Source organism: Demequina muriae, from assembly GCF_030418295.1.
Lineage (GTDB): Bacteria > Actinomycetota > Actinomycetes > Actinomycetales > Demequinaceae > Demequina > Demequina muriae.
In genome coordinates this window covers 1,226,070-1,242,245 of the sequence record NZ_JAUHQA010000001.1, presented here as the reverse complement: position 1 = coordinate 1,242,245, position 16,176 = coordinate 1,226,070, and the positions used below count along the sequence as shown (strand labels likewise).

Here is a 16,176-nt window from a genome sequence, read left to right as displayed (position 1 = left end):
TACGTCATGGAATGATGGGGACTTCCGAGTGCTCGGCTGACCCGCATTGGAGTGACGTGCCCCCTTCTGACGACTTCTCGTTGCCTCTCGCCACGTCCACATGGGATGACCGCGAGCGCGCGGCGCTCATCGATGTCATCGACTCCGACCGGTTCACTATGGGCCCTCGCGTCGCAGAATTCGAGAGGGCGTTCGCAGAGTTCGTGGGCTCCGGCCACGCAGTGATGGTCAACTCTGGCTCGTCGGCGAACCTGCTGGCCGTGGCGGCGGCGATCCTGAACCCCGAGATCCGCCTCGCCCCGGGTGACGAGGTGCTGGTGCCGGCGGTCTCGTGGGCCACCACGTACTCACCGCTGCATCAGTACGGTCTGCGCCTGGTCTTCGTCGATGTCGATCCCGAGACGTTGAACATGGACCTCGACAAGGCTCGGGAGGCGATCACTCCTCGCACCCGCGCCGTGTTCGCCGTCAACCTGCTGGGCAATCCTCAGGACTTCGACGCCCTCGGCGCCCTCACCGCGGAGCACGACCTGCTTCTTCTCGAGGACAACTGCGAGGCCCTCGGCGCCACGTTCGCGGGGCGCCAAGCGGGCACCTTTGGGCTGCTCGGCACCTACAGCTCCTTCTTCTCGCACCACATCTCGACGATGGAGGGCGGGCTGGTCGTCACGGATGACGAGCGGACCTACCAGACGCTGCTGTCGCTGCGCGCTCATGGCTGGATCCGGGACCTCCCGGCAGACAACCTGCTCCACCGCAAGTCGGGCGACCCGTTCGAGGACTCGTTCCGGTTCGTGCTGCCGGGCTACAACGTCCGGCCGCTGGAGATGTCCGGCGCCCTGGGTCTGCTGCAGTTGGAGAAGCTCCCCTCGATCGTTGCGGGCCGCCGGCGCAACGCGGAGGCGTTCCAGCGCGCCTTTGCCTCGGTGCCGGGTGTCAGGATCCAGCGAGAGGTGGGCGAGAGCAGCTGGTTCGGCTTCGCACTGACGCTGACCGACGGGCTCGAGGGGCGTCGCGGTGAGGTCGTGCGCGCACTTGCCGATGCCGGGGTCGATGCCAGGCCCATCGTGGCGGGCAACTTCACGCGGAACCCTGTGATCGACTACTTCGACGCCACGGTGCCGGCCGAACTCCCGCATGCAGATGACGTCCACGACAACGGGCTGTTCATCGGGAACCATCACTACGACGTATCGGAGGCGCTGAACCGCGTCGCGGCCCTGATTCGGGGCCTCACCGCGTAGTCCCTTTCACCGCGCAGTCCCTCTCATCGCGCAGTCCCGCTCGCTGAGGGAGCGCGTCTCGCTACTCGTGCGCCGCGACCTCGGACAGGAACCACTCGTACGTCTGGCGCAGGCCCTGCTCGAGCGAGGTCGACGACGTCCATCCGAGCTCCTGCATGCGTGAGGTGTCGAGCAGCTTCTGAGGCATCCCGTCCGGCTTGCTGAGGTCCTGGGACAGCGTGCCGTCGTAGCCGACCACCCGTGCCACGAGTGCGGCCAGGTCGGCGATGGAGATGTCCTCACCGCTGCCGACGTTGATGAAGTCCGACCCATCGAAGTGCTCGAGCGCATGAAGCGTGCCGTCTGCGAAGTCGTCAGCGAACAGCAGCTCCCGGCGGGCGCGTCCCGTGCCCCAGACCGCCACCTCCTCGACGCCGTTGACCTTCGCCTCGTGAAAGCGACGGATCATGCCAGGCACCACGTGGGACTTCTGGGGGTGGAAGTTGTCACCGGGCCCATAGAGGTTCGACGGCATCACGGAGATCCACTTCAGTCCGTACTGCTGGCGCACCGCCTTGACGTGCATGATGCCTGCGATCTTCGCCACCGCGTAGGCCTCGTTCGTCGGCTCGAGCGGGCCGGTCATCAGGTACTCCTCGCGCAGCGGCTGGGGCGCGAGCCGCGGATAGATGCACGACGATCCGAGGAAGACCAGCTTCGGGACCCCCTTGGCGGCGGCGGCATCCATCACGTTGGCCTGGATCTGCAGGTTCTCGCTCAGGAAGTCCGTCGGCGCCGCGATGTTGGCGGCGATGCCGCCGACGCGGGCCGCAGCGAGGAAGATCACGTCCGGCCGCACGTCCTCGATCACGCGCCTCGCTGCCTGACGGTCCCGGAGGTCCGCCTCCGCCGACGGCACCCCCACGAGCGAGGAGAAGCCACGCGCCTCGAGGCCGCGCCAGAGCGCTGAGCCAGCCAGGCCGCGGTGTCCCGCGATGTAGATGGTGGCGTCTCGGGGGAGCGTCAGAGTCCGCATCGTTGGCCTCCTGGCCGCTAGGGAGTGGCCCATGCTATCAACGTGCCCCTGCCGCGAGCCCGCCGCTACACTGATCTGGTTTCGCCACGCACGGGCCTCAGCGCACGGCGTGCTCCTCGATCGACAAGGACCACCATGACGACCACTGATAGGAAGCGCGCCGTTGTCACTGGCGTCACCGGCCAGGATGGAAGCTACCTGACGGAGCTGCTGCTGTCGAAGGGGTACGAGGTGCACGGCCTCATTCGACGGGCGTCGACATTCAACACGCACCGCATCGATCACCTCGTCTCGGCCCCTCAGGAGGAGAAGCGCCTTCACCTTCACCACGCCGACCTCACGGACGGTTCACGGCTCGTGACCCTGCTGGACTCGATCCAGCCCCACGAGGTCTACAACCTGGCCGCGCAGTCGCACGTCCGCGTCAGCTTCGACGAGCCCGAGTACACGGGTGACGTCACGGGCCTCGGTTCCACGCGGCTCCTGGAAGCCATTCGCGTCATCGGTCTCGACACCCGCTATTACCAGGCCTCGAGCTCGGAGATGTTCGGGGCGACCCCACCCCCGCAGAACGAGGACACTCCCTTCTATCCTCGGTCGCCGTATGGCGCCGCCAAGGTGTACTCGTACTGGATGACAAAGAACTACCGCGAGGCGTACGGGATGTTCGCCGTCAACGGCATTCTGTTCAATCACGAGTCCCCGCGCCGTGGAGAGACGTTCGTGACGCGCAAGATCACGCGTGCGGTGGCGCGCATCCTGGAAGGCAAGCAGGACTCCCTGTACCTCGGCAACCTCGACTCCGTCCGCGACTGGGGCTATGCGCCCGAGTACGTGGAAGCGATGTGGCGCATGCTCCAGCACGACGAGCCGACCGACTACGTCGTGGCGACCGGTCACGCGGCGTCCATCCGTGACTTCCTCGATCACTCGTTCTCTCACGTGGGGCTCGACTGGGAGAAGTTCGTGCGCTTCGACGAGCGGTACCTGCGGCCCACCGAGGTCGATGCGCTCATCGGTGATGCCTCCAAGGCCAAGCAGCTGCTGGGCTGGGAGGCGAGGGTCCTCACGCCCGAGCTGGCACGCATCATGGTGGATGCCGACATCGAGTCCCTCAAGGTGGAGGGAACGCACTACGTCGACACCGCTCGCTTCACCTGAGACAGCCGCAGACGAGACGCATCCTCCGATGGTGAGAACTCTCGGCCTCGGATAGCCTCACGAGTCTGGGCGCTCGGTGCGCCGTTGCTAAGGGTGTCCGCCGACTCAGGGAGAGCGCACGCATGAACTCATGGGGTCAGAGCCGTGCCGAGTGGGTGGCGTTGGCAGACCGACTGGTCGAGCCTGCGGCCCGACGCATCGACGATGGCGGAGTCCACCTGAGGGGCGTCACGAGCGCGCACGGGGATAAGGCCGATGCCATGGAGGCGTTCTGCCGCACCTTCCTGCTTCACTCGTTCCGCCTGGCGGGCGACTCGACGTCGGCGCGTCCGGAGATCACCGACGTGTACCTCGAAGGCCTCACGTCCGCCGTCTCGGGTCCGGCCGAGAGGCGCGCGTGGCCGGACCCGGAGTACAAGGGCCATGCGACCGTCGAAGCCACATCCCTCGCGGTCGCACTCCAGGTCTCGCGCGCGGTGACGTGGGACCGACTCGAGACGCGCACGCAGGATGACCTCGCCCAATGGCTGGCGGCAGCCGCGGCGGCGACCGTTCCCGAGAACAACTGGCTGTTCTTTCCGCCGACCATCGCCGGCTTCCTGCGCACCGCCGGCTACGCGGACCTCGTCGCGGAGATCCCCACGATGCGTGAGGCGTGGCATCGCGTCGGCGAGTTTCCTCGCGGTGGCGGCTGGGTCTCGGACGGCAAGCGCGGAACGTACGACTACTACACGTCCTGGGCGCTGCTGTACTACCCCGCTCTGGCGGCGTGGCTGCACGACGACGAGAGCCTCGCCGCCGAGGTGGCGCCCTTGCTGCGCCGCCACGTCGAGGACCTCACGCACCTCGTCGACGACGCCGGTGCGCCGGTGCTGTTCGGACGGTCCCTGACCTATCGGTTCGGGATGCTGGCCGCGGTCGGTGCCGCCACCCTGGTCGATGCGCTTCCGTTCCCCGCGTCGCACGCGCGCACGTTCTCGGCCCGCACCATCGAGTTCTTCGTCGACCATGGCCTGCAGGACGACGAGGGCGTCGTCGGGGTTGGCTGCTGGTCCCGATCCGAGGCGCTGCGCCAGGACTATTCGGGCCCCGGAGCGTCGTACTGGCTAGGCAAGGGTCTGGTGCCCCTCGTGCTGGAGGCCGACCATGAGTTCTGGCGTGGCCCCTCGGCGACGCTGCCGTGGAGTGACGAACCAGCGATGTTCGAGACGGCGGGTCTGCTGATCGCCCCGACCCACGATGGATCCGCGGTTCGACTCTTCAATCATGGGTCGACGTCGCGGATCGAGAGCAGTTCGAAGGGTCGTGTGGACGATCCGTGGTACTCACGCCTGTCGTACAGCTCACGCACTGCCCCGGTGAGATCAGCCGAAGGACTGGCGGGGGCACTGAGTTTCGACGAGGGAGGTTCTCTCTCGTCCCGAGGATCCATCGAGCTGCTCGCCCATGGGCGCGACTGGGCCTCGTCTCGGGGCACCCACCGGGTCCCGTTGGGGTCGGGCGAGTACTCCTCGGCGGTCGCGGAGCGGGCCGCGAGTGTGGAGTTCGTCCGACAGAAGGTGCACAACGTCAGCGTCGTGACGGGCGACTGGGTCATCGAGGTCGCGCGGGTCCCTCGAGGGGAGTATCTGCGAGGGTCGGCTCGGTGGGCGGGTCTCGCCGTCCATCAGGCGACCGAGGAGACGGTGGATGTCGGGAGTGCTCAGCCGTTCGCGCTCGTGTCCAGTCGAGAGACCTGCAGCGCGATCGTCGGGCTCGTCGGCCTCGACGGCGCCCTCATCTCGCGCCCGGCTGACGAGAACCCCCTCGGTGTCGGGACGGCGATGCCGGTGCTGACGAGCGATCTGCGTGCGGGGCCTGAGGAGCATCGATGGTTCGCGTGTGCGACCTTCCTCGGCTCAGTGGATCCGGAGACCGCGCGCCACGCCATGGACACCAAGCCCGCACTCGTGCGAGCGGGACGCGATGGACTCGACGTGCGCGCCTTTGATGGCGAGGTCGTCTCGATCACGTGGAGCAATGGCTTCGAGGTGACTCGTCACGAGAACAGCAGATAGCCCCACGGCGGGCAGCGCCGCGATTGAGGAGCCAAGCCCCTGTCCACCCCCGGGAGCCCCTGGCAGTCACTGGTATCGTTCGTCGGCAACACGTCCTTCGGCCGAGCACGCCACCCTCAGAGGCTGCCGACCGCGTATGGGAGGAGCAGGACTCACGTGACGTCTGACATCGGTTCTGACTCCGCGGCAAGCGCGGGGTCGACCGCACCTGACGCCGACCTGCAAGAGCTGCGAGAGCTTCACGAGCGCATCCGCGCCCTGGAGTCGTCGCTCGTCGCGGTCCGATCCGAACTCGAGAGCGAGACCCGCGCCTTGGGTGCGCTCTTCGTGAATGCACGGAAGCTGAGCGCGGATCGCGACGCGCTCATTCGTCACTCGGACGATCTGCGTGATCGGCTCGGCACGGTGCTCGGGTCGCGACGATGGCGTCTGCTTGAAGCCCCGCGAGCCGCAGTCCGTGTGCTTCGGCGGGCGATGGGAAGGCCGACAGGGGTACGTATGACGGTTCCTGCGCCACCCGCGCTCAAGGCCCGCCGAAGGCTCGTGCCGCGCCCGGAGGAGCCCGCGCGAGACGTGACAGCGATCGCGCGTCGCGACAGAGGCGCCTTGCTCGTGAAGATGCGCGAGTGGGAGCGCCTGAGCCTCGATGAGTCATCTTGGGTGGCTTACCACGTGGCCATGATCAAGTGGTGTGCCCGCGCGTTGGGACCCGGGTTCACGGTTCAGTCGTTCGAGGCGCTCTCCGACAAGTACGACGCCGTGCCCCGTGCGCTGCGGCGGCGGCTCGGAGAGCGAACGTACGTCGAGGTGGTCAGAATCGCCGCTGCGGCGATGACCCGCGTGGGGCGCTACGACGACGCTGTCCAGCTGATCAGTTCCGAGATCGAGAGTGGCTCGAGTGAACTGCGGTTCGACCGTGCGGAGATCTCATGGAGCCGCGAGCCCGAGCGGGCGGTCGAGGACATCGTGGCCGTCCTCGCCGATGAGCAGCTACCGCCAGAGCGCCGCACCCGCGCAGAGCGCCTGCTCTCCCATCTCGATGGCACCGCCGTCGGTGGCGATGACTCCGCCGACCCCCAGCTGTGGCTGACCCGCGCGAACCATGCACTGAAAGAGGGCAGGCTCACCGACCAGCGTGACGCGCTCAACGCCTACTTCGACGCGGTCGGCCGTGCTCGCCCCCTTGCCGACGATGCGGGTGCGTTCTCGTTCGAATCGTTGGTGAAGCGGACGGAGAACAGCTTCAGCGACGGTCCGCTCGTCTCGGTCGTGATGAGCACCTACAACTCGAGTGCCACTCTTCAGTATGCGGTGCGGTCGATCCTCGAGCAGACGTACGCCAACCTGGAACTGATCGTCGTCGACGATCTCAGCACCGACGGCACGCCGGAGGCGCTCGCCGAGATCGCACAGGCGGATCCGCGAGTGAGGCTGATCCTGCCCGAGACCAACGGCGGCACCTACCGCAACAGGAACCTGGCGTTCCGGGCTGCGCGTGGCGAGTACGTGACATTCCACGACTCCGACGATTGGGCGCACCCGGAGCGGATTCAGGTTCACGTGGATGCGATGCAGGCCGACCCCGGTCTGCTCGCGACGCGATCCGAGTGGCTGCGGTCCTATCCCGACGGCAGGATCGAGTTCCGTCGCTGGGGCGTCACTCTCGCACATCCCAACCCTGCCTCGACGTTCTTCTCACGCGAGGTGATCGACCGCATCGGCGATTACGACACCGTGCGCTTCGGCGCCGACTCGGAGTACTGGAAGCGTGCGGTCGCCGTGTTCGGTTCGAGCGCCATTCGGGACATCCGGGAGACGCTGGGCTTCGGACTGCTCCACGAACAGTCGCTGACCCAACGCGGGGCAGGCGCCTGGTCGGAGGACCACCATTCGGCCGCGCGCGCGCAGTACACGTGTGCCTTCACCGTCTGGCACCTGACGTCCGAGCTCGATCGCCTTCGAGTCGACGCCGAGTCATCTCAGAGGGAGTTCTGGGCTCCGCCCGCGATGCTGAGCGGTCCGCGCCGCCAGCCCAGCGCGGGGTCCCTCGCGCAGACCTACCCGGTGGACGGGACCTCCGCAGTGCTGTTCGCCATCGTGGCTGAGAGCAGCGCGAGCGGCGCACTGATCGAGCAGACCCTCGCCTCGCTGACCGCGCAGACCGACGGCCACTGGCGCGCGATCGTCGTGGTCCCGGCCGACACGACGTTCGACGCTGCCGACGGTCGGGTCGCAGTGGTGGACGCTGCGGAGCCACTGTCCCCTCATCACCAGATCGCCGTCGCGGCACAGCGGCTCCGGGCACTTGGCGGCGGTCATCTGGGCATCCTCGATGCAGGAACGCTGGTCCACGAGGGGATCACGGCGGAGCTGAGGAATCATGTCGGTCAGACCGTCGAGATCGCTCGCGGACTGGTGGTCGACCCTCAGTCCGGTGCCGTTGCCGAGTGCTCGACACAGGGGACGCTCGGCATCGACGATCTCGTGTCGTACAGCCGCATCCCGTGGATTCCTCGTCGGGCGCTCCCTGTCGCGACCGACGGCGCCTCGCTCGACGGCCCCTGGGAGCTGCCCGCCCTGATGGCCGAGTCCCACGTGTCTGCGCTACCCGGGTTCGCGGCACGCACCGATGGTCCGCAGGCGCTCGCAGCCAAGGCCCGTGTCGGAGAAGGCGAGTGGCGGAGCTTCGTCGACGGACTCGCCGCCGATGCGGAAGGGCGCGCAGACGTGGATCTCACGCGCCCGTTCGGCGCCTTCGCGCTCGACGACGCTTGAAGTCGACTGAGCGCTGAGGGCTGAGGCTCAGTTCAGCGGGGGCGGCGCTTCTTCGCGGCGGCCATAAAGACCTCGGCGTACATCGCAGCCGTGGTGCCAGGGTCGCGGCCTTCGAGACGTGGACGTTCCGCCGGTGGTGCGCTCCGCAGGCTCTCCACCGCAGTGGACACGCTGGAAGCCGTGAGCGGCGCACGGTAGCGGTGCACCCAGCCAGCCCCGACGCTCGTGGCCAGGCTCCGCGTCAGCGCGTTGTCGGGCACCAGGATCGGGCGGTCGAGCGAGAGGGCCATGAACATCATGTGCAGGTCCTCGATCTCGCTGGTGTTGGGGAGGACCACGAGTTCCGAGCCAGTGATCTCCTCCACCATGGTGCCGTCGGAGATGCGCTCGATGCGCGTCGATACAGCATCGGGCTTCGCCTGTGCGAGCCGCTCAATGCCGTCTGCGCGTTCGGGCGGAGCCGATCCGACCACGCGAAGAGAGATGTGGGGCGCGTCTCCCCCCACGAAGGCCTCCACGACCTGGTCGACGTTCTTGTGGAGATGCGGCGCGATGCAGAGCACTCGGCCCACGGTGGACTCCACGCGCGGGTAGCCGACGAACCGCTCACGGTAGTGGCCATACGGGATCAGGGCAGTGGATCCGCGGCGTGGCTCCGGAGTTGATGGGTCGACGATCACGAACGTCGTCGTCACCCGATTGAGAATCCAGTTCGCCAAACCCGCCGCGCGGCCACCTCCGCCTGACGCATCCGCACCGTGCCAGGTCCGCACGAGCGCGATCCGGTTCCTCTTGACCATGGCGGCGAACGCGAGGGCGACGGCGATGCGGTCCTTGCCGCTCATCGTGCGCGAGCCACCGAGCGCGTGGAGACGGTGCAGATGGATGACGTCCGCATTCGCACCTCTGCGCACGCCGGCGAAGGACCGAAACGTCAGGCCTTCGGAGTCCTCGCCGACGATCTGATCGACGTATCCCACGCTCGGAGACATCAGCTTCTGAGCGACGGACACCGTGATCGGGGCGGGGGCCTCCGTGAGGACAGGGGTGCTTTTCACCCACGCACGATACCGCGCGGCTCTTGACGCGGACAATTCGGATGCCACGACCGGCGGGCCCGTCAAAGACCCGTCCCATAGACTGGCGCCCTATGAACACGCGCACTGCACAGGACGTCTTCATCAATCTGGGCGGACAGGACGACAATCTCGGAGACTCTGCTCTGCGGGCGGCCTACTACGAGGCGGCACGAGGAGAAGGCACGCGCTTCCACATCCTCCTCGAGAATCGGTCGAGCGACTACGTGACGGGCCTTCCCCTCGACCCGGCTGACCTGATCTACACGAAGCGATCAGCGTGGGTGGCTGCCAGTGACGCAGCGTCCCGTCCGGTCCAGTTGTTCGAGGCAGGCGAGATCAACCCGCGCGGCCGCGCCTTTCCCGTGGAGTCCGTGGCGGCACCGCTGCGGCGCTCCGTCGACTCCGGCGGCCTGGTCATCGTGGCCGGCATGGGGCTCAAGGATCCGTCCACCGTGGACCCCGCGTGCTTCGACTCGGTGCTCCGGGACGCCGCGGTGGTCTCGTGGCGGGACGCGGGCTCACGCGACGCTGCCGGGTTCGGCGACGTCGCGCCGGACTGGGCGTTCGCCCTCGGCGCGCCGACTGCCGACTGGGCCGATCGCGGGGGCCGCCCTCTCCTTGCCGTGACTCTGCGCTTCGACAGGCCGTGGCCGGACGACGCATGGCTGGTGGCCGTGCGTGCGCTTGCAACCCAGACCTCGACCCGCATCGTCACGGTGGCACAGGTCGCTCGGGACGCACCGCGCGCGGTGCGTCTGGCGGAGGCGCTCGGCGGCGAGTACCTCGTCGCCGCGAGCACCCGGCACAGCGATCTTGATGCGCACGTCCGTGACGTCTATTCGCGGTCGCTCGTCGTCATCAGCGACCGCGCCCATGGGCTGATCATCGGTGCGACGGAAGGCGCCTACCCCATCGGGTCGGCGGCGGACCCGCAGAAGATCAGTCGACTGCTCGCGGCCGCGGACCTCGGCAGTCTCGTGAGCTCCTACGATCGCATGCCCGATGCGGCGGCCGAGCTGGAGTCGAAGCTCCCCGAGCTCGGCCCGGCCGTGGACAAGGCGCGAGCCTCGGTCGTGGAGCTCGGACAGCGCATCCGGTCCGCGATGAGCGCCGTGTCGTGAGCGTCCGCGCCACGGACCTCGAGGGAGACTCCCCCATGTCGTCACCTGCAGACGTCTCGATCATCATCCCCGTCCACAACGACGAGGGGTGGATCTCGACGGCCCTGGAGAGCTGCCTGCGCCAGACCCTCGACACGATCGAAGTGATCTGCGTCGATGATGCCTCCACGGACAGCACCCGCGAGGTCATCGAGGGCTTTCAATCGCGCGATCCCCGGGTCCGACTGATCCGTATGGAGAGCAACGTCTCGGCGCTGCAATGTCGCAGGGTCGGCGTCGAGTCCGCGCAGGCCGACCACATCCTGTTCCTCGACGGCGACGACGAGCTGGCCCCCGACGCGGCCAAGCGCGCCGTCGCGAAGGCGCGAGCGGCGAATGCAGATCTCGTCGGCTTCGGTGTCGAGGTCCTCAACCCCGATGGGCGCACGGTCGGCGGCTACCAGTCCAGGCTGCGCCACGCCCATGCGAGCCTCGAAGGCGATGCAGTCCTGCCGGGATTGTTCCCTGTCGGCAAGCCCGCCCAAGGGCAGTTGTGGCGCTACCTCTTCGCGACCTCTCTGCTGCGCGACGCGTATCGGATGCTGCCGGCCGAGCTCGTGCTCAGGCGCGTCAACGACCTGCCGGTCATGTTTCTCGTGGCGGCGCTCGCCAAGCGCTACGTGTCGATGGAGGACCACCTCTACAAGTACTACTTCCGTCGCGGCGGGAGCGGCCATCCCGTCGAGGAGCTCTCGCAGTTCGAGTTCTACCTGAGTGCGATCGACTCGATCGACAGCATCGCGCCGGCCGTGAGCGAGCTCGCAGCATCCAGCGCGGATGCCGCTCAGCTCCACGCGAGCTATGACTCGGCACGCCTGGCGTTGATCGCCAACGTGCTGGGCTACCTGCAGAGCAACGTCAATCCGGCTCTGCGCACCGAGAGTCTCGCGCTGCTCCACGACCGCGTGTCCCCTCACGACGTGGTGACGGCCGCCGTCACCTTCGGCAAGGATGCCCTGGAGGTGCTGGCAGAGCACGGTACGCGACTCGTCCTCGGCGAGCGCCCGGTGCGGAGCGTCCTGCTGGTGACGGCGACGCTGACGACGGGCGGCGTGTCAGCGGTCCTGCTGTCGCAGGCGAGGTACCTGATCGAGGCGGGCTGCCAGGTGACGATCGCCGCACGGCGTGCTGGCAGCGACCTGGACGGTCTGCCTGACGGTGCGCGGTTCGTGGAGGTGGGCGGTGATGGCCTGGCCGAGCGTGTCGAGACGTGGGCCGAGGTCTGCCGCCGCGATGCGATCGACGTGATCATCGACCACCAGATTCTTTACAGCCGCGACTGGCCTGCCTACGCGCTGATGGCCCGAGCGCTGGGCGTCCCCACCATCGGCTGGATTCACAACTTCGCGTTGCGGCCCGTGTACGACCAGGGCACGCTCTCGACGTTCCTCACGACACACCTGAATGCGCTGGCCACGCTCGTCACGCTCTCGCCCCTCGACGTGGCGTTCTGGAAGCTGCGTGGAATCGCGCACACCGCGTACCTCCCCAACCCGCCGTCGCCGATGCTGCTCGAGTCCTCTGGGATCACTGAGCCCAAGCCGGCGCCGCAGGGGCGGCTCGAACTTGTGTGGGTCGGTCGCCTGGATCAGCACACCAAGCAGGTGCGCCAACTCGTCGACGTCGCCGCCGAGCTTCAACGGCTCTCGGTCGACTTCCACCTCAGCATCATCGGGCCGGAGTGGGCCGGCTTCACCGAAGCCGATCTCGCTGCTGAGGTCGACGGACGTGGGCTGTCCGGCAGCGTCACCGTGGTGGGGCCATTGCGAGGTGAGGCGCTGATTGCGGCGATCGACACCGCAGACGTGTTCGTGACGACCAGCATCATCGAGGGGTATCAGCTGACTCTCGCGGAGGCGCAGGCGAGGGGGCTGCCTGTCGCGATGTACGAGCTGCCATGGCTCACCCTCGTGCAGGACAACCACGGGCTCATCGTGGCTCCGCAGAGTGACGCCACGGCGCTCGCGCGGCAGATCGCGGTGCTCGTCGACGACCCCGACCGCTACCAGCGGCTGTCTGCGGCGTCGATCGAGGCGGCCGAGCGGGCCCGTTCGTACGACTTCCGCGACCTCTACCAGCGGGTCATCGCGGGCACGCTGCCGCCGGAGTACTCACCCGAGCCCACCCTGGATGACGCGAAGCAGCTCATCGACTGGACGATCTTCTATGCGGAGCGCCACGCACCAGGCTCCCGCGCTCGTCGGAGGGCCGGTCGCGCGCGTGACACATCGCTGGCGGGTCGCGCCAAGCGGCGCCTCGCGACAGGGGCGCGCGGCGTGGTGCGCACGGTGCCACGCCTCGAGCCACTCGCACGACGGCTGCGGAGCAGATTCACCACGTGACTGGTTCGCGATCGTGATGGCATGCTGGAGGTGTCGCCGATCGTGCGACGAAGCTGGCGCACCAGGGGCGTGCGCGGGCACCATGTGAGCCGTGCTCGGCGTAGAGGGGTGGGCAGTGCTGAGGAATGCGATTCGGCGGGTCGTGCAGTACCTGCCCGTGACTGGGCGAACGGTCAGCGCGGCCGCCGCGAGGCAACGCGAACTCGCCCAGAGACAGCACCGCGAAGTGACGGCAAGCCTGGAGGCGCTGGACTCGCAGATCGCTCGCCTGCAGTCCGCGCTGCTTCCGTACGGTGACGGCGAGCGGGTCGGGCCTGGGCACGAGCCCAGCGGGATGAGCGATGCGTTGGCAGAGCTCACTGCTTCGGTCGAGGACGTCCGCCGCGGTTCGCGTGCTGGGCGTCGGGCCGCGCGCGAGGCCGTGTGGAGCGCGATCTACCACGACACGATTGCTGAGAGCGAGTGGTTCACGGAGAAGGCGGTGTCGCCCGGCCGCTGGGCCGTCGGCTATCCCTTCCTCTACGTGCTGTATCGCGTTCTCGACGAGATGAGGCCCACGACGATCCTGGAGCTCGGCCTCGGGCAGTCGACCAAGGTCGCGGCGCAGTACTCGCAGGGAACTGACGGCATCGCCCACACTGTCGTGGAGCACGACCCGGAGTGGATCACGAGCTTCGCCGCGAACTTCGCGCTTCCGAGCACGACGCGGGTGCGCAGGCTTGACCTCACCACGGTCGAGCAGGACGAGGGGGAGCCCGTGCTGCGCTACGACGGTTTCGCGGACGCCGTCAGCGACGCACGCTACGACCTCATCGTGGTGGACGGGCCGTTCGGGGGCGGAGCGGAGCGAGCGCGGATCGACGTCCTCGACCTCATTCCCCACTCGCTCGCGGAGCGATTCGTGGTCATGCTCGACGACTACAACCGCCCCGGTGAACGGCGCACCGCGGAGTCGATCCTCGAGGCGCTCGACGCCGCCGGGATCGCGTACGAGACGACGACCTACGAGGGCGAGAAGTCGCTGTGGGTGGTGACATCCCCCGACCTCAAGTTCTTCACCTCGCTGTGACGTGGCGTCGTCGCGCTTGAAACCTACGCGACCGTAGCCTACGCTTGCGTAAGTTAGCCAGGCGGGCCGCCTTCGCGCCCCGCGTCGCACGATCCTTGGGAGCCTCGGTGGACGCAGTCGGACCCCTGTCGTCGGAAGGTCTCGTCCAGTTGCTCACGCACACAGGTGAGCCGGTCGAGAACGAGACCTTCTCTCCGTATGCGGCACACCTGTCCGCGGACGATCTGCGCGCGTTCTGGCGGGACATGACAGTGCTGCGCGCCTTCGATCTGGAGGCCACGAGTCTGCAGCGCCAGGGCGAGCTGGGTCTGTGGGTGCAGTCCCTCGGTCAGGAGGGCGCGCAGATCGGCTCCGGCCACGCGCTTCGTGAGCCCGACTTCGTGTTCCCCAGCTACCGCGAGCATGGCGTCGCCCTCACGCGGGATGTCGACCTGGTCGACGTGCTGAAGATCTTCCGCGGCCTGCAGCACGGCGCGTGGAACCCCAAGGACCACGGCTTCCACCTCTACACCCTCGTCATCGGCTCGCACGCGCTGCACGCCACGGGCTACGCGATGGCCCTCGACCGCGACGGCCTGGTCGCCAGCGGCGACCCCGATCGTGATGGTGCAGCGGTCTGCTACTTCGGTGACGGCGCCACGTCGCAGGGTGACGTCAGCGAGGCGCTGACCTTCGCCTCCGTCTACAACGCACCGGTCGTGTTCTTCGTACAGAACAATCAGTTCGCGATCTCCGAGCCCGCGACGCGACAGTCGAAGGTGCCGCTCGCGGATCGCGGCAAGGGGTTCGGCATCCCCACCGTGCGCGTCGACGGCAACGATGTGATCGCGTGCCACGCCGTCACCCAGTGGGCCGTGCGTCACGCCCGCTCAGGCGGCGGCCCCGTCTTCATCGAGGCGTTCACGTATCGCATGGGGGCGCACACCACCTCCGACGACCCGTCGCGTTACCGGTCCAAGGCTCAGGAGTCGTACTGGGCGGAGCGCGACCCGATCTCCCGCCTCGAGGCCTACCTCACCAACCGTGGCGAGCTGTCCGCCGAGTTCCGTGCCGAGGTCGAGGCCGAGGCGAAGGCGCTGTGCGAACGTGCGCGCACCGCCGTGCGGTCGTGGGAGCGCGAGCCGCTGCTCACGATGTTCGACGACGTCTACGCACTCCCGCACGCCACCGTCGAGGCGGAGCGCGCATGGTTCGAGCGCTATGAGGCGTCGTTCGCCGACGGTGAGACCGCAGCCGAGGGGAAGGCGCACTGATGACGGAGCGGATGACGATGGCCGGCGCCATCAATGCGGGACTGCGCGCAGCGATGGAGCGCGACCCCAAGGTGCTGCTCATGGGTGAGGACATCGGCGCCCTCGGCGGCGTGTTCCGCGTGACGGATGGCCTCCACAAGGACTTCGGCGACTCGCGCGTCATGGACTCGCCGCTCGCCGAGTCAGGAATCGTCGGCACGGCGATCGGCATGGCGATGCGCGACTACCGCAGCGTCATCGAGATCCAGTTCGACGGGTTCATCTTCCCCGCCTACGACCAGATCACCACCCAGCTGGCCAAGATGCACTACCGGTCGCGAGGCGCGATCACCCTCCCCATCGTGATCCGCGTGCCGTTCGCAGGTGGCATCGGCGCGGTCGAGCACCATTCGGAGAGCCCCGAGGCGCTGTTCGCGCACACCGCCGGACTGCGGCTGGTGTCCCCGGCGACGCCGCAGGACGCCTACGACCTCATCCAGCAGGCCATCGCGTGCCCGGATCCGGTGATGTTCTTCGAGCCCAAGGCCCGCTACTGGGACAAGGGAGAGGTCGACATCGCGCGGGTCAAGGCCCAGCTCGACCAACCCGACGGCGAGGCGCTCGCGACCGCCGAGATGGCCAAGGCGCGCATCGCCCGCGAGGGCGCCGATGTGACGCTCGTCGCCTACGGCCCCACCGTGCGGCTCGCTCTCCAGGCCGCTGAGGTCGCACGGGAGGAGGGGACGGACGTCGAGGTCATCGACCTGCGCTCGATCTCCCCGCTCGATTCGGACACCGTGGTGAACTCGGCGAAGCGCACCGGCCGCGTGGTGGTGGTCCACGAGGCCCCGACCGCATTCGGCTCGGGCGCGGAGCTGTCGGCACGTGTGACGGAGCAGGCGTTCTTCCACCTCCATGCGCCAGTGCTCCGCGTGGGTGGCTTCCACACGCCCTACCCTGGAGCCAAGTTCGAGCACGACTACCTGCCGAGCCTCGATCGCGTGCTTGATGCCGTCGATCGAGTGATGGCGCACTGAGGAGC

Annotated in this window: 11 protein-coding genes; 9 read left to right on the top strand and 2 right to left on the bottom strand. The window is 68.0% G+C overall.

From position 1 onward, the window contains the following. The first annotated feature begins 56 nt into the window (after window positions 1-56). On the top strand, window positions 57-1,244 hold the full coding sequence (locus tag QQX02_RS05810; RefSeq protein WP_301141829.1) for a DegT/DnrJ/EryC1/StrS family aminotransferase: 1,188 nt from the start codon (window positions 57-59) through the stop codon (window positions 1,242-1,244). 61 nt (window positions 1,245-1,305) lie between these two features. Here the strand turns inward: QQX02_RS05810 and QQX02_RS05805 are convergent, their stop codons facing one another. After that, on the bottom strand, window positions 1,306-2,259 hold the full coding sequence (locus tag QQX02_RS05805) for a GDP-L-fucose synthase family protein (RefSeq protein WP_301141828.1): 954 nt from the start codon (window positions 2,257-2,259) through the stop codon (window positions 1,306-1,308). Between the two features lie 135 nt (window positions 2,260-2,394). Here QQX02_RS05805 and gmd point away from each other — a divergent pair, with 135 nt between their 5' ends. The 3 genes from gmd (at window position 2,395) to QQX02_RS05790 (ending at window position 8,252) form a co-directional block, all read left to right on the top strand. Further along, window positions 2,395-3,420, top strand: a complete 1,026-nt coding sequence (gene gmd, locus QQX02_RS05800; protein ID WP_301141827.1) for a GDP-mannose 4,6-dehydratase — start codon at window positions 2,395-2,397, stop codon at window positions 3,418-3,420. A gap of 122 nt (window positions 3,421-3,542) precedes the next feature. Next, window positions 3,543-5,477 carry a DUF2264 domain-containing protein gene (locus tag QQX02_RS05795; protein ID WP_301141826.1) on the top strand — a complete coding sequence of 645 codons (1,935 nt, stop codon included), beginning with the start codon at window positions 3,543-3,545 and terminating at the stop codon, window positions 5,475-5,477. A 156-nt stretch (window positions 5,478-5,633) separates the two neighbouring features. Further along, window positions 5,634-8,252 (top strand): glycosyltransferase, encoded by a 2,619-nt coding sequence (locus QQX02_RS05790; protein ID WP_301141825.1) that lies wholly within the window; start codon window positions 5,634-5,636, stop codon window positions 8,250-8,252. A 32-nt stretch (window positions 8,253-8,284) separates the two neighbouring features. On the opposite strand, the gene QQX02_RS05785 is transcribed toward QQX02_RS05790, so the two are convergent. Then, window positions 8,285-9,310 (bottom strand): glycosyltransferase family protein, encoded by a 1,026-nt coding sequence (locus QQX02_RS05785; protein WP_301141824.1) that lies wholly within the window; start codon window positions 9,308-9,310, stop codon window positions 8,285-8,287. Between the two features lie 92 nt (window positions 9,311-9,402). Here QQX02_RS05785 and QQX02_RS05780 point away from each other — a divergent pair, with 92 nt between their 5' ends. From QQX02_RS05780 to QQX02_RS05760, 5 genes are all read left to right on the top strand, one after another. Beyond that, on the top strand, window positions 9,403-10,452 hold the full coding sequence (locus QQX02_RS05780) for a hypothetical protein (RefSeq protein ID WP_301141823.1): 1,050 nt from the start codon (window positions 9,403-9,405) through the stop codon (window positions 10,450-10,452). A gap of 35 nt (window positions 10,453-10,487) precedes the next feature. Further along, on the top strand, window positions 10,488-12,833 hold the full coding sequence (locus QQX02_RS05775) for a glycosyltransferase (RefSeq protein ID WP_301141822.1): 2,346 nt from the start codon (window positions 10,488-10,490) through the stop codon (window positions 12,831-12,833). Between the two features lie 226 nt (window positions 12,834-13,059). After that, window positions 13,060-13,902, top strand: coding sequence for a class I SAM-dependent methyltransferase (locus QQX02_RS05770; RefSeq protein ID WP_301141820.1), 843 nt, complete (start codon window positions 13,060-13,062; stop codon window positions 13,900-13,902). A gap of 107 nt (window positions 13,903-14,009) precedes the next feature. Next, window positions 14,010-15,155: a thiamine pyrophosphate-dependent dehydrogenase E1 component subunit alpha gene (locus QQX02_RS05765; RefSeq protein ID WP_301141819.1), complete on the top strand. Its 1,146-nt coding sequence runs from the start codon at window positions 14,010-14,012 to the stop codon at window positions 15,153-15,155. After that, the gene (locus QQX02_RS05760; RefSeq protein WP_301141818.1) at window positions 15,155-16,171 is read left to right on the top strand and encodes an alpha-ketoacid dehydrogenase subunit beta; all 1,017 of its coding nucleotides are present in this window, start codon (window positions 15,155-15,157) and stop codon (window positions 16,169-16,171) included. The genes QQX02_RS05765 and QQX02_RS05760 overlap by 1 nt, the downstream gene beginning before the upstream one ends. Window positions 16,172-16,176: the final 5 nt, after the last annotated feature.

Coding starts and splice junctions, on each gene's coding strand:
- QQX02_RS05805 (WP_301141828.1), bottom strand. CDS start 2,259: ATGCGGACTCTGACGCTCCCCCGAGACGCCACCATCTACATCGCGGGA.
- gmd (WP_301141827.1), top strand. CDS start 2,395: ATGACGACCACTGATAGGAAGCGCGCCGTTGTCACTGGCGTCACCGGC.
- QQX02_RS05795 (WP_301141826.1), top strand. CDS start 3,543: ATGAACTCATGGGGTCAGAGCCGTGCCGAGTGGGTGGCGTTGGCAGAC.
- QQX02_RS05780 (WP_301141823.1), top strand. CDS start 9,403: ATGAACACGCGCACTGCACAGGACGTCTTCATCAATCTGGGCGGACAG.
- QQX02_RS05775 (WP_301141822.1), top strand. CDS start 10,488: ATGTCGTCACCTGCAGACGTCTCGATCATCATCCCCGTCCACAACGAC.
- QQX02_RS05760 (WP_301141818.1), top strand. CDS start 15,155: ATGACGGAGCGGATGACGATGGCCGGCGCCATCAATGCGGGACTGCGC.